At 53.5% G+C, this 13,643-nt stretch carries 15 protein-coding genes and 2 pseudogenes; 3 read left to right on the forward strand and 14 right to left on the reverse strand.

Annotation, left to right across the window (positions count from 1 at the left end; translation table 11 throughout):
• Positions 1-18 precede the first annotated feature (18 nt).
• Entirely contained in the window at positions 19-1,506 is a 1,488-nt protein-coding gene (gltX, locus tag MIH19_RS13200; protein ID WP_249005318.1) for a glutamate--tRNA ligase, read from the reverse strand.
• A gap of 246 nt (positions 1,507-1,752) precedes the next feature.
• Here gltX and MIH19_RS13205 point away from each other — a divergent pair, with 246 nt between their 5' ends.
• The gene (locus tag MIH19_RS13205) at positions 1,753-2,676 is read left to right on the forward strand and encodes a zinc ABC transporter substrate-binding protein (RefSeq protein ID WP_249005319.1); all 924 of its coding nucleotides are present in this window, start codon (positions 1,753-1,755) and stop codon (positions 2,674-2,676) included.
• An 83-nt stretch (positions 2,677-2,759) separates the two neighbouring features.
• Entirely contained in the window at positions 2,760-3,953 is a 1,194-nt protein-coding gene (locus MIH19_RS13210; RefSeq protein ID WP_249005320.1) for an aminotransferase class I/II-fold pyridoxal phosphate-dependent enzyme, read from the forward strand.
• A gap of 154 nt (positions 3,954-4,107) precedes the next feature.
• Here the strand turns inward: MIH19_RS13210 and MIH19_RS13215 are convergent, their stop codons facing one another.
• Both MIH19_RS13215 and yafN read right to left on the reverse strand, forming a co-directional pair.
• Positions 4,108-4,503 (reverse strand): type II toxin-antitoxin system YafO family toxin, encoded by a 396-nt coding sequence (locus MIH19_RS13215; protein ID WP_249005321.1) that lies wholly within the window; start codon positions 4,501-4,503, stop codon positions 4,108-4,110.
• Positions 4,500-4,799, reverse strand: a complete 300-nt coding sequence (yafN, locus tag MIH19_RS13220; protein ID WP_249005322.1) for a type I toxin-antitoxin system antitoxin YafN — start codon at positions 4,797-4,799, stop codon at positions 4,500-4,502. Before yafN ends, MIH19_RS13215 begins: the two co-directional genes overlap by 4 nt.
• Before the next feature lie 148 nt (positions 4,800-4,947).
• Here yafN and MIH19_RS13225 point away from each other — a divergent pair.
• Positions 4,948-5,064: pseudogene (locus MIH19_RS13225) on the forward strand (PLP-dependent transferase); the annotation flags it as partial.
• A 70-nt stretch (positions 5,065-5,134) separates the two neighbouring features.
• On the opposite strand, the gene MIH19_RS13230 reads toward MIH19_RS13225, so the two are convergent.
• The 11 genes and pseudogenes from MIH19_RS13230 to MIH19_RS13280 all read right to left on the reverse strand — a co-directional run bounded on the left by MIH19_RS13230 (position 5,135) and on the right by MIH19_RS13280 (position 13,641).
• The gene (locus MIH19_RS13230) at positions 5,135-6,103 is read right to left on the reverse strand and encodes a HipA domain-containing protein (RefSeq protein ID WP_249005323.1); all 969 of its coding nucleotides are present in this window, start codon (positions 6,101-6,103) and stop codon (positions 5,135-5,137) included.
• Positions 6,081-6,398: a HipA N-terminal domain-containing protein gene (locus tag MIH19_RS13235; protein ID WP_249005324.1), complete on the reverse strand. Its 318-nt coding sequence runs from the start codon at positions 6,396-6,398 to the stop codon at positions 6,081-6,083. The genes MIH19_RS13230 and MIH19_RS13235 overlap by 23 nt, the downstream gene beginning before the upstream one ends.
• The gene (locus MIH19_RS13240; protein ID WP_249005325.1) at positions 6,395-6,694 is read right to left on the reverse strand and encodes a helix-turn-helix transcriptional regulator; all 300 of its coding nucleotides are present in this window, start codon (positions 6,692-6,694) and stop codon (positions 6,395-6,397) included. Before MIH19_RS13240 ends, MIH19_RS13235 begins: the two co-directional genes overlap by 4 nt.
• 187 nt (positions 6,695-6,881) lie before the next feature.
• The gene (locus MIH19_RS13245) at positions 6,882-7,133 is read right to left on the reverse strand and encodes a DUF2442 domain-containing protein (RefSeq protein WP_249005326.1); all 252 of its coding nucleotides are present in this window, start codon (positions 7,131-7,133) and stop codon (positions 6,882-6,884) included.
• Positions 7,117-7,359, reverse strand: coding sequence for a DUF4160 domain-containing protein (locus tag MIH19_RS13250; RefSeq protein WP_249005327.1), 243 nt, complete (start codon positions 7,357-7,359; stop codon positions 7,117-7,119). Before MIH19_RS13250 ends, MIH19_RS13245 begins: the two co-directional genes overlap by 17 nt.
• A gap of 62 nt (positions 7,360-7,421) precedes the next feature.
• Positions 7,422-9,014, reverse strand: a complete 1,593-nt coding sequence (locus MIH19_RS13255; RefSeq protein WP_249005328.1) for an MBL fold metallo-hydrolase — start codon at positions 9,012-9,014, stop codon at positions 7,422-7,424.
• Positions 9,015-9,423: 409 nt separating this feature from the next.
• Positions 9,424-10,341, reverse strand: coding sequence for a DUF4351 domain-containing protein (locus MIH19_RS13260; protein WP_249005329.1), 918 nt, complete (start codon positions 10,339-10,341; stop codon positions 9,424-9,426).
• Between the two features lie 409 nt (positions 10,342-10,750).
• Positions 10,751-11,032, reverse strand: a pseudogene (locus MIH19_RS13265) (MBL fold metallo-hydrolase); the annotation flags it as partial.
• Positions 11,033-11,089: 57 nt separating this feature from the next.
• Positions 11,090-11,515: a fibronectin type III domain-containing protein gene (locus tag MIH19_RS13270; RefSeq protein ID WP_249005330.1), complete on the reverse strand. Its 426-nt coding sequence runs from the start codon at positions 11,513-11,515 to the stop codon at positions 11,090-11,092.
• An 85-nt stretch (positions 11,516-11,600) separates the two neighbouring features.
• Complete coding sequence (locus MIH19_RS13275; RefSeq protein WP_249005331.1) at positions 11,601-13,031, reverse strand: mannose-1-phosphate guanylyltransferase/mannose-6-phosphate isomerase; 1,431 nt, start codon at positions 13,029-13,031, stop codon at positions 11,601-11,603.
• Between the two features lie 58 nt (positions 13,032-13,089).
• Entirely contained in the window at positions 13,090-13,641 is a 552-nt protein-coding gene (locus MIH19_RS13280) for a sugar transferase (protein WP_283164119.1), read from the reverse strand.
• Positions 13,642-13,643: the final 2 nt, after the last annotated feature.

Raw genomic sequence — 13,643 nt, forward strand, 5'->3', positions numbered from 1 at the left:
AACGATTGAACAGATTGATTATTCAGCCACCAACGCAGCGTATTCTTTCTCTACCTTTTTCGTTTCCTTCTTGGAAAAACCACCCAAAACTTCCAACCCATGGCGCAAACGCGCACGGGTCATGTCTGGCCCCAACTGTTCCATAGAGTCCATCACCGACCAGGAATTGGGCGTACCGGCAATCGCCACGAACACAGCGAACATAAAATCGCCCATTTTCAGGTCCATCGCCTTGGCCAGAAACTTCACATCGGCAAATATGTTGTCTTTACTCCAGTGGCGCTGAGCCTCCAGTTGCCACAACGTAAACTGCAGTACCCGCTTCACCTGCCCTTCTTCCAGTTTGTTGTGGGCGAAGCTCTCTGGCGTCAACGGCAACATGCCGCTGAACATGAACTGGGCCATGGGTGCCACATCCGAGAACACGTCGGCACGGCCCTTCACAAACGGCACCAGCGCCGCCAAATCGTTCTGATTGAACCACCACTGACTCATGCGCAGCATAAACTGCTCGTCGCTGAGCTCTTCCCGAAGCCACAGGCCATTCAACCAGCGCAGCTTCTCCACATCAAACACCGGGCCACCCAGCGACACTCGCTGAATATCAAAATCACTGATCATTTCGTCCAGAGTGAACTTCTCGCGCTCATCCGGCATCGACCAGCCCATGCGACCCAGGTAATTGGTCACCGCTTCCGGCAAAAAGCCCATGCGCTCATAGAAATTGATACTGGTAGGATTCTTGCGCTTGGACAGTTTGCTCTTGTCCGGGTTACGCAGCAGCGGCAAGTGACACAGCACCGGCATGTCCCAGCCGAAATACTCATACAGCAGCTTGTGCTTGGGCGCCGAGTTAATCCATTCCTCACCTCGCAGCACGTGGGTGATTTCCATCAGGTGGTCGTCCACCACGTTCGCCAAGTGGTACGTGGGCATGCCGTCAGACTTCAATAGAATCTGACAGTCCACCTGAGCCCAGTCGATCTCGATGATACCGCGCAGCATATCGGAAATTTCGCACACGCCTTCGTCGGGCACCTTCATGCGAATGACATAGGCATCGCCCGCTTCCCGGCGACGATGCACCTCTTCCGGTGACAACTCAAGATTGCCCTTAATACCTGGATTGAGGCCCGCAGCCTTGCGCTCCTCACGAATTACATCCAGCTCTTCAGGTGTGCGGAAGCAATAGAACGCGTGACCGGCGGTTACCAGGTCTTCCGCGTATTGTGCGTAAGAGTCTTTGCGCTCCGATTGGCGGTAAGGGCCGTGGGGGCCACCCACATCGGGACCTTCATCCCAATTCAAACCAAGCCAGCGCAGCGCAGTCAGAATTTCCTGTTCGGATTCCGGTGTGCTGCGGGCCTGGTCGGTGTCTTCAATGCGCAGAATAAACTGGCCACCGTGCTGGCGCGCGAAACACAGGTTGAACAAGGCCACGTAAGCGGTGCCAACGTGCGGATCGCCAGTGGGCGACGGAGCAATTCGGGTACGTACTAAAGTCATGGGTGATTCCTGAAATAAATTCCCGAGAATAGATTGGCAATAAGAGCCTTATGGGAATAAAAAGTGGCCTTTAATTGGCAATTGTTTCCCATTATAACGGCCAAACCGGCAAACCGCATTGTCACCAACGCTTTCGCTTCAGCTTACATTTGCATCGCACCCCGTAAATGCAATATTATAACATTTCTAAAGCAGGGGGCGACTCACCCGCACCCACTCTGATAAATCTGAATGGAACACCAAGCCATGAATGCTCATCTGTGCCTGCCCCGCGCCGCTTTTATAACCGGCCTGCTAACACTCGCCGCTGCCCTGCCCGCAGTCGCCGAAACAAACATAGTCACGTCCATCAAACCGCTGGAACTGCTGGTACGCGCCGTGGCCACCGATGACGTCACCATTACCAGCCTTGTCGCTCCAGGCGGCAGCCCGCACAACTACACACTGCGCCCGTCCCAACGCCGCGCCCTTGAGCAGGCAGACGCCATCTTCTGGGTAGGGCCCGATATGGAAAGCTTCCTTACCCGCCTGCTGGCCAACAACGAATTCAGCGGCAGGACCCATCAACTGATGGGCCAGACGGACACCCACAATGAAGAAGCGCGCCACGGCGACGAGCATGCCCAGACTGATGATGAACACAATCACGACCGCGGCACGGGTGACGACCCACACATTTGGGTAGACCCACAACACGCCCTTGAAATGACCCGCGCCATTGCACAAACACTGTCAAAACTGGACAGCACCAACACCCAGGCCATCCAGCAAAACCTGCAAGCGTTTGAACAACGCCTGAATGCCCGCGAAGCCAGCATCCGCGAGCAACTCGAACCGCTGCAAAACCGAAAACTGTTCTCCTACCACAGCGCCTTCACCCGCTTCGCCGAACACTACGGCCTGCAAGTGCAAGGCGTGCTCACACTAAACCCGGCACTCAGCCCCGGCGCCAAACACATCGCCGAAGTACAAAACCAGCTAAAACAAGCCGGTAGCGCCTGCCTGCTCACCGAACCCCAGTTCAACACTCAATGGTGGAAAAGCATCACAGAAGGCCTAGACATCACCTTCAGCACCTGGGACCCACTGGCCACAGACATGGCCGCAACGCCCGAAGGCTATGAGCAGTTCCAACAAAGCATCGCTGATGCCGTGCTGACCTGCCGCTAGGGAGGGGGCCAGGGGACGGATTTGAAATCTGTCCCGGCAGTAAGCTTTATGAGAAACTGCTCCCCCAACAAGGAGCCTCAGCCATGCCCGACCACAGCCCATCACCCAATCACCACCCCGCCACCCGCATCATTCACAACCGGCGCCATCGGGACCAGCAAGGCAGCCCTTACTCGCCGATTTACAACACCACCACCTATCGTTTCGACACCACCGCCGAACAGCTGGCCGTGGTAAAAGGTGAAAACGACGGCAACCTGTACACCCGCTGGGGCACCAACCCCACCATTAAAGAGTTGGAACAGGGCCTGGCGCAGCTGGAATCAGCACAGGCCGGGCTGGCGTTTGCCTCCGGCATGGCGGCCATCTCCGCCACCCTATTTGCCCATGGCCGCAACGGCATAGTCTGCGTAGGCGATCTGTACGGCGGCACCCAGGAACTGCTGGTGAACCATTTCGAGCCCCTGAGCATTCCCGTCATTTTCCTTCTGAACCAACAGCTGGATGAGCTGGAACAGCATCTGACCAGCCCCGGCATGCTGGTGTACTGCGAAACCCCGGCCAACCCAACCATGGCCATACTAGACATCGCCGATCTGGCCCGCCGCACCCACGCCAAGGGCGCCTTATTGGCCGTTGATAACACCTTCGCCAGCCCCATCAACCAGCGCCCGCTGGAACTGGGCGCCGACCTGGTCATGCACAGCGCCACAAAATACCTGGCCGGCCACAGCGACTTAACCGCCGGCGCCTTTATGTCCAGCGCAGAACTCGCCAAACCCGTCGCTGCGTGGCGTAAAAGCCTGGGCCAGATACTGGCACCGGAAATGGCCGCACTGCTGTCGCGCAGCCTGCGCACCCTGCATGTCCGAGTCCGCCAGCACAACGAAAACGCCATGGCCGTCGCCATCGCCATGGAAAAACACCCGAAAGTCAGCCGCGTACTCTACCCCGGCCTGCCAGATTTCCTCGGCCACCAACTCGCCAAACAGCAAATGCACGGCTTCGGCGGCATGCTCAGCATTGACGTGGTCGGCGGCGGAAAAGCCGCAGAATGCGTCGAAGACCACCTGCAAGTCTTCCTGCTAGCCACCAGCCTGGGCGGCGTAGAAAGCCTCGTCAGCCAGCCAATCGCCACCAGCCACTACCGCCTGACACCCGAAGACCGGGCACAAAGGGGAATCAGTGATGGTTTGTTACGATTGTCGGTGGGGCTTGAGGATGCGGGGGATTTGATTGCGGACCTAGAGCAGGCGCTGGACAGCTTGGCGGAGTGACTGTGTTACCAGGGACGGATTTCAAATCCGTCCCTTTTTTTCGAACACCGGGGACAGATTTCAAATTTGTCCACTCAGTCGCTAAAAATACGCAAATAAGGAGTAAATCAATGGAATGGCACGTTATTGAGGGCGGCGCCAGTTGCCAGACACATTAATACTTCATTCGAAAAATTTCAGCTTGCTCTCCAATTTTGCGCATGACGTTGCTAACGGTGGCTTGCTCATGGGCATCAGGGCTCAGAAGTGTGATGAGCAGGTAACACTCCCTGTGGATGGCACCTTGACAATAAACCAGGTGCCGATCACTCGTGCGATTAAATTGCATTAGCCGAACCGGCCAGGCGCCGAATTCTGATAAATGAACGTGACGCACATCTTCCTGCAGAATTAGCGATGGAGTATGCGGGTGATCATAGGCGACATCCCGCCCAAAGTAATCCGGGCAAAGACCACTTTCCTTGTACTTTCGAAAGTCGTTGATGAGATCGTCTAAATCCTGTTCTTTGAACAGTTTTTGGATCGTGACTGACTTGAAAATACGTATCACTCAGAGAAGCCCTCCATGTCCTCTCGGGTCGTTTCCAGCATTAAGTCAGCTCCCTTTTTACAGAGGTCAGCAAGCTCAGAGCCTCGCGGACGAAAACGTCCCACAAACGTACGCGATTCTTCCTGATCCCCAATCAACTGAACCATCTTCTCAAACAGCTCTGCACCAATCATGTAGCCTGCTGGCTTGTTGTGGTTCAAAACCGCAATAGGCTCGTTTTGGAAATACTGCGCCGGATTATTGCGTAGTGCAGAAATACTGACCGACTTTTCCGCTAAGATAGCATTTGTTGCCATAACCCGCTCCAACAATAATTCGCACAAAAATTTGTGCTATTTTTTGCACTATATCTTATTAATAGCTCTGCTAGCAAGCGAGCTTGGGCGGCGTAGAAAGCCTCGTCAGCCAGCCAATGCCACCATCACCGCTCAGCGCCTGACACCCGAAGACCGGGCACAAAGGGGCATCAGTGATGGCTTACTGCGATTGTCAGTGGGGCTTGAGGATGCGGGGAATTTGATTGCAGATTTGGAGCAGGCGTTGGATAGTTTAGGGAACTAGCTGCAGCACTCCCGGGGACGGATTTGAAATCCGTCCCCTCGTCCCCTGGATTTTATAGACCGGCACTGCTTTACAGAACTCTCATAAACTTGATTCGCTGCTCAACCAGTTTCTTATACTTGCCTTTTACGTCCTCGGGCATGAATGAACTCTGAATAAACTCGGGGGCATGTTGATCTACGTTTTTAATCAAGCGATTCAACCGCCCCATCAAAGCTTTTGGGCGAACGCCCGCGCTAGTGCCCATCTCGATGAAATCTGAACCAGAGTAATAGCCGTTGGCCATTTCCCCGTGGTATTTGGGCTGCTTGCCGTCTTTGAGCATAGCCAGTGCCATCGGACTATCGATTGCAGAGCTATAGAGCGAGGATGCGAGAACGTCATAGCACGGCGCCAGCCTAAACGCGGGTTCATGAAGAAAGCTGATATTCTTCAAATGATGATCGTCGTTCCCCACCAGATAACTGAATGCCAGGCGATCGAACAGGGAGGCAGCCACCGCATCGCCTCCATGCTTCTTCGCCAGATTGAGAACTTCTTCATAGCTTGCGGCCGTATATTTCTGTCCTGAATCGGCATTCGAAATGCCCAGCGCCTGCATGGCGTCTTCCTGGTGGTATTTCGTGCCGTCTTCGAAGTTCCTGTCGTAGCGCCGGATAACGAACACTAAATGGCCATCATTAAGCTTGAGAAGGCCGCAAGGTGGCACCTCAAACCCCACCCGATCCATGAGCTTCAATGTTGCATGTTCATTTTCGGCAACGTTTGGGTACTCTTCTGGCGATGGCTTCATGATGAATTGGCCACCGCTGTCGACCAGCTGCAGCTTTCCGCCTTTAACGGCCAACTGACATTTCATTTGCACGCCGCTGATCGAGAACCCATGGGTTTTCCTGGGCATATCGGTAACCAGATCTTTTCGGCTCTCAGCAAGCGTGACATCAATTTTGTCAGTACCAAACAGATCTTTCAGGCACTTGCTGTGATAGCCAGATGAAAGTTTCTGTGTGATTTCTTTAAGACATATCAAACAATTCAAGGGTTACCGCTCCCGGCAGGTCTTCTCCGTTGTGAACCAGCAACGAAAACTCATCGTTTGGGTCAATTCTTTGTTCTTTAGCTTGTATCCGCTTAAGCCATCCTTCACTGACCAGTCCGCTAAAATAAGGCAACAGGCCTTCATACTCATAAGGCTCTTCCCGCAAAGGCAAGCTCAGGCTTAACGGAGGCATACGCATTTGAAGGTAGGCCTTGTCGTACTGGAAACGCACAGTTGTGCCCTGAAGCTCAAGAATGCCGGCAACCCGTCCCTTCATTCGCACACGCGCTTTCATGGAAGATCAACCCATAACTTTACATTGAGAACACCACACACTGTCTGGAGAGTATGGATTCTTGGGTTACCCGAACCACGTTCGATGGATCGATAAGTAGTTGGCGATAGTCCGCACAGCTCAGCCACCTCTGCCGGTGACATATTGAGTGATTCGCGACGTGCAACAAGCAGTGTCGACAGCTCTTCAATAGGTCGAAAATCAGGAGCCTCTGAAGCCTGAATTTTATCGGCCAGCCCCTGCAGACTGCTAATTTGATCATTCAGCGCTTCTAAAATGCTGTGCTTAATCTCCACAACTCACCTTTAAGGTCACTGTTTTGGCTTTAATATAACGATAAGAACTGATAAATCAATATAATGACTTTAAGAGGGGAATAAAACACATTACTGACTAAAAATTGATAATTTATTTTTTTAGAGCAGTTTATTGGCGGGAGGAAAGGGGACAGATTTCAAATCTGTCCCCTTTCGCACTACTAAACTAAGCAGCTCTTTTCTTGTTGCGGCGGGTTTGGTCACCAAGGCCCGCCAGGAGCCCCTTTATGCTGATGTCCTCATCCAGTGCGTCCCAATGAATACCATGCACACTCAACTCGAAATCTTGACGGCTCACTGGGTCCGCGTGAAGTAATCTGGGAAACCATGCCAGTGGTGCACCTATAGTTCGCGCATCCGACAGCATTACCCAAACGTTATCTTCATCAAACCAGACTTTTTCAGGCGAAATAGTCATGCCATGCGTCCTCCAAAAGCTGTTTATTCTGCTCAACTACTCCTAACAATACCCGAATAGTGCGAGCATCGAAACCATCATTTCTGGCCATCGTCACCTCATCAGAAAGCCAGAACTTGGCCTCTTTACCCGCGATTCGGACATGGATGTGAACCGGCTCTAAGGGGTTACCCTCGTTCGAGTAGAAAAAGAATTTAAAGCCTTGATAACGAAATACAACTGGCAATGGGCATTACTCCTCATCCTGAACGAGCTTATTAAGTCTATCCGCGTTTTCACGCGCTCCCGCTACGTCGCTATAACAATCCGAGATCTCACCTCGGTCTCAAACACCTTCTTCAACGCCGCCTTAGCACCATCATCACCGTGCACCAGCCGAATTTCCCTGGGCGCTTCGGGAATGCCCAACACAAAATTCAGCAAGTCACTTTGCCCCGCGTGGGCGGAATAGCCACCTATTTGGTGAATGCGGGCACAAATGGGGTAACGTTTTTCATCAAGTTCCACCCAGCCAGCCTGATCCGGTGTTCCCACGCCGGCGTTGCTGCCGTATTTTAAAATATCCCGACCTGGTGTGCCCGCGGCTTGATAGCCCACAAACAACACATCATTACGGGCGTCGCCGAGTATCGCTTTCAGGTAATTCACCACCCTGCCACCAGCACACATCCCAGAGCCGGCCAACACCACTGCCGGGCGCTTGAAACTGGCCAGGTACTCCACGGCCTCAAGATGGCTCGCATGGCTGTTAATCAGCGTAAGCTGGTCGAAACCCAACGGATGCCGTCCCTGGCTCAGCACTTCCTGGGCTTCCGCGTCCCACATGGGTTTTAACTGGCGATAGATACGAGTGAACTCTGCTGCCAAGGGTGAATCCACCACAATCGCCAGATCCTGCCACTTCACACTTGCCGCCACCGATTCACCACCAAACTCATGAATCAGGCTTTCAATTTCGTACAGCAAATCCTGAGTTCGGCCAATACTGAACGCCGGCACAATCACGGTACCGCCATCTGCCAGGGCGCTCTGCAACACCTCCTTCAAGCGTAAACGTCGTGTAGTGCGGTCTTCGTGATCTTTATCGCCGTAGGTGCTTTCGATCACCAGCCGATCAGCACGTTCCGGCGACACCGGTGCCGTCAGCAGCGGCGCGTGGGCAGCACCTAAATCACCACTGAAGACTATGCGCTCATTAACCAGCTCGCCCTGTTCCCCGACACGCTCTCCTTCTCCTTCTCCTTCTCCTTCTCCTTCTCCTTCTCCACCGTGCGCTCCCTCTTGCCCTACTGCGGTAACATCACATTCCACATAGGCCGAGCCCAGAATGTGACCTGCCGGCTGAAAACGAACATCCAAAGAACCACCGGTTTCGTCATCCGCCACAAACACCGAATGCCATTGCCCATAAGGCACCGGCACTAAGCGCTGGCGAATCAGTCCCAGCACCCTCTCAATCAGCGCCCTATCCCGGGTGAAACCAATTTTCAGAGCGTCTTCCAGAATCTCCGGCAACATAATGGCTGAAGGCTCAGAGCAAATAATCGGCCCGCTGAACCCCGCCGCCAGCAAATAAGGTATGCGGCCAACGTGGTCAATGTGCACGTGGGTAACCACCAGCGCACGAATGTGATCAAGGGGGAAATCGATAGCGAGGGCGACAATACTCGCCGAAGCAGGGACAGATTGATGAGCCAAAGCGGGGACAGATTTAGAAATCTGTCCCCGTGCGAGCCTGCCAGCGGCGTCTGCGCCCTGAAACAGGCCGCAATCAATCAGAATACCGGCGGAAGGATGCGATCGGTCAGGGGGAGTAATGCTCAGTTCGTGGCAAGAGCCAGTAACGCCAGAAACAGCGCCATGGTGGGAAATATTGATCATAACAACCTCCTTGTTGCCGGTTTCAGAAGCCGGCCAGGGACAGACTTGAAGTCTGTCCCTGCTTTGGTGCTGACTTCGGGACAGATTTCAAATCTGTCCCGGCTTTATCGGCAGCCAACGGCCGCGGATTCAAATTCCACACCAAATCCCCAACGCCCCCATTAGGCGCAACGCAAAAGAGGCCCAAAGCGCAAAAGAAAGCGCGACAAAATCCACAAACAGGGAGATTGCGCGCTTTTTGAAGCGAGAAAGTTGCAGAAACGAATTAAACATTGTCACTCACGGCTTGCTCCATGACGGCCGCTAATACCCGGCAGGTCTTCTCTACACTATCTCCTGCCCCCTTGCCTCGAACCGTTAATAGAATCCGGTTCTCCTTTACGCAACAAAGAGGCTATAAGCCCTTACGTTAATGCCGACTAAGCAATGACTCCAACGTATCCGAGGTCAATATAGCTTCCAGCCAGACCTCCAGTTCTGGAACACCGGCAGATTGAATTTGCGCTTCGGCCCAGCGGGGAAGCTCACCGAATTTCAGGTTGATCAGCTTTTTCAAAGCGGCGGCCTCACCTTGTTGCATGCCTTGTTGCATGCCTTGTTGCATGCCTTCCGCTCGTAACCGCTCACTCAAGGTGGCCATGGTGTTGCTCTCCTGCGGATATTGCGCTTTATATTGTTCCATTTCATTATCATCCAAGGCTGAGTAGATGTCGATGAAGTCAATATACTTCAATTGCTTCTCGGGGTCTGGCTCCAGCGTGCTCAGACCTCGTACGGCGCGGGCGTAGACTTCCAGCTTCTGCTCCTCTTTCCATTTCATCAGGTTCAGACACAGCCGGGCGATCAAATTGCTGCTTTCCCAGTAGTCCTCGGCATTCAATTCCTGCAAGGCACAGCGAATGTAGTGGAATCTCAGGTACTCATGGCAGTCACCGCCCAAATTCAGTTGAACAGGTTCGCTGCCGCGAGTGTTCAGGAAAATCACCACTGGCACCACCCGACTGGTCTTACAGAGTTCCGACAAATCCAGGCAATAATGGGCCAGGCGGTGTATCGAAAAGCGGTCGGGGTCGGTTTCCTCCTCAAGCACGAACAATAGCGCTTCGCGCTCACCGCCCGGCCATTCCACCATCAACGGTACATCCAGCTCGCGAAAGCGCTCACCAAGCCGCTCTTTTAACTGCTCTTGGCGCAATGGAACAACCCGTGCTCTCGGGCCAATGTGCCTGGCCTCTTCGGGGCTGAAAAGCTCAATGGCTTGCCGTGGATAATCGATGATAAGGTTCTTGAAATTCTGGTCGTGGCTAACTCGCTTGGGTCCATCCATACCTTTCGTCCATTTACTGTATTTAAACAGTAATTTAGTGAACGAACTGAGCGGGGTCAAGCCGAAAGAGCGAGCACTTAGTCCCTCGATCACCCGTGCCCTTGCTGGACACCGTCATAAGGATGTACCTGAGTAAGCGCTCATTCCATAGCGTAGTTGACTTATTTCACGTCACGAAGAGGTCGTAGCAGGCCCGGCGAGACTTTGCACTGTTTCATGCCGTCGTCTTCGGCCAGGGGCCAACACGAAATTCAACAAGTCACTTTGCCCCGCGTGAGCGGAATAGCCACCTATTTGGTGAATGCGGGCACAAATGGGGTAACGTTTTTCATCAAGTTCCACCCAGTCAGCCTGATCCGGTGTTCCCACGCCGGCGTTGCTGCCGTATTTTAAAATATCCCGACCTGGTGTGCACGTGGGTAACCACCAGCGCACGAATGTGATCAAGGGGGAAATCGATAGCGAGAGCGGCAATACTCGCCGAAGCAGCGACGGATTGATGAGCCAAAGGGGGGACAGATTTAGAAATCTGTCCCCGTGCGAGCCTGCCAGCGGCGTCTGCGCCCTGAAACAGGCCGCAATCAATCAGAATACCAGCGGAAGGATGCGATCGGTCAGGGGGAGTAATGCTCAGTTCGTGGCAAGAGCCAGTAACGCCAGAAACAGCGCCATGGTGGGAAATATTGATCATAACAACGTCCTTGTTGCTGTCGGTTATTGCAGTTGCAGCCCTATGGTCTTGGGTTCTCTAGCGGTTTTTTATAACTTTACTTACGAATTCCGACCACTCGCTTTTCAGGCCAGCTATATCAACCGTCTGTATCGCAAAATACCAAGTGCCCGGCGACAGCCCCTCTACGGTGTAAGACATCCGCTGACCGTCCTCAACCTGTACGCTTGTGTTCACGCTCTCTAAATCCGCAGACAAGCCATAGCGAACTTCATAACGGCCTATCTCACCCATCGCCAAAGAGCCGCCATCCTCCCGGTTTAAAGGCGCCTGCCAGCTCAGGGTTGCGGTGCCGTACAATTCTTCGGGAGAACTCCCTGCAGTAGTCGAACCTTCAGCGAAACTCTCTCCTTTACCGTCACCTTCACCACCACATGCGGTCAGCAGCAGACACAACAAAACGGCAGCCGTTAAGCGCACAAAATGATGAATCATGGGAACCATAGCCTCTCCGAGAATGGGTAATTGGGCTATGGTAACGATCGAAAACACTCAATTCTGTTAACAACTTCGGTTTTTTAACACAAAGTTAAGTGCGGCCGTACTTATCCTCAAACCGCACAATGTCGTCTTCCCCCAGATAGCTACCAGACTGCACCTCAATCAACTCCAGCGGAATAACACCGGGGTTTTCCAGTGTGTGAACCTGCCCTACAGGAATGTAGGTAGATTGGTTTTCTGTCACCAAATACGTTTTGTCGCCGTTGGTTACCCGCGCGGTTCCGCTCACCACAATCCAATGCTCTGCACGGTGGTGGTGCATTTGCACAGACAGTTTCGCGCCCGGCTTTACGGTAATCCGCTTTACTTGATAGCGAACGCCGTTGTCGATTGAATCGTACATCCCCCAAGGCCGGTATACTTCGCGATGGTTCATGTGTTCGTGGCGGCCATCGTGACGAATTTTCTCAACAATCTTTTTCACATCCTGCACCCGGTCTTTGTGGGCAACCAACACAGCGTCTTTGGTTTCTACCACCACCAGGTCATCAACGCCTAAGGTAGCTACCAGGCGATGTTCAGCGTGCAAGTAGGAATTGCGAGTCGCGTGGGCGATGACGTCGCCTTTGCTGACATTACCTTCACTGTCTTTATCGCTGACGTCCCACAGCGACGACCAGGCGCCAATATCACTCCAGCCCGCATCAAGCGGAACCACGACAGCGGAATCAGTGTGCTCCATTACCGCATAATCAATGGATTCGTCCGGGCAGGCGGCAAAGGCTATGGCGTCTACTCGGGTAAACGGCGCATCGCAGCTGGAACCGGCCAGGGCCAAACGGCAGGCCGCAAGAATATCCGGGCGGTAGAGTTCCAGCTCATCGAGATAACGACGAGCGCCAAACATGAACATGCCGCTGTTCCACAGGTAATTGCCACTGGCCAAGTACTCCTGTGCAACCGCCGCATTTGGCTTTTCAACAAAGCGCTTCACGCCGTAACTACCGCCAACCTGCTCACCACCGCGTTCGATATAGCCGAAGCCGGTTTCCGGATGAGTGGGCACAATGCCAAAAGTCACAAGTTTGCCCTTTCGGGCCTGGCCCAGCGCATGGTGAATGCTCTGGTGAAATGCATCCAGGTCACGAATCAGGTGGTCGGCAGCAAGAATTAACAGTATCGGATCTTCGCTCTTGTCTTCCGCCGCATTCAGCGCCTGCAGCGCCGCAAGCGCGATGGCCGGGGCTGTGTTCCGGCCCACAGGCTCTAACAAAATACCGGCGTTTTCCATGCCAATCTGGCGCAGTTGCTCCGCCGCCAGAAACCGGTGTTCTTCATTGCACACCAAGTTAGGTGCGGCCGCGTTCAGCCCGTTCAGGCGCGCAATCGTTGCCTGCAGCAATGAAAGGCTGGCATCTGCCAAGGCTAGAAATTGCTTGGGATTCAGCTGGCGCGACAGCGGCCAAAGCCGTGAGCCTGTGCCCCCGGCCATCACAACGGGTTGAAAACTGACTGTCATTGAATAAATCCTTTTGGTTCAATTCGGTTAGCGACACAAGAAAAATGTCGACAATGCATTAGCGGAAGGTACCGTCGCCTTTACCCTGCCCCAGCAGCGTTCGAAACAAATAACGAAAGTAGCCGCCAAGGGTTAAACCGTGCAGCATCTTGGCGTCGGTTTGCGCCAGTAATTCCGGCGTCGACATATCAATACCGGTGGTTTGCGCCAAACCTGTCACTCCGGGCCTGGCGACGTAAACCCCGAGGCGCGCCCTGGCATCAATCAGTTCATGCTGGTTAAACAGGCATGGCCGCGGGCCTACCAAGCTCATTTCACCTTTTAACACATTCCACAGCTGTGGCAATTCATCCAGTTTGGTTCGGCGTAAAAACCGGCCATAAGACGTCACCGCGCTACCGCCAACCAGATGGCTGGCAACCGATTCCGTATTCACCGGCATAGTGCGAAATTTCACCAGAATAAAAGGCTGCTGCTGCCGGCCTACCCGCTGCTGAAAAAACAGCGGTTTGCCCGTGTCGAACAGGCCAACCAGGTACAACACAAGCAAAAACGGCAAACCCGCAAGCAACCCCAGTAAAGACAACAAAAAATCCAGCGCACGTATCAGCA

Source organism: Marinobacter sp. M1C, from assembly GCF_023314135.1.
Lineage (GTDB): Bacteria > Pseudomonadota > Gammaproteobacteria > Pseudomonadales > Oleiphilaceae > Marinobacter.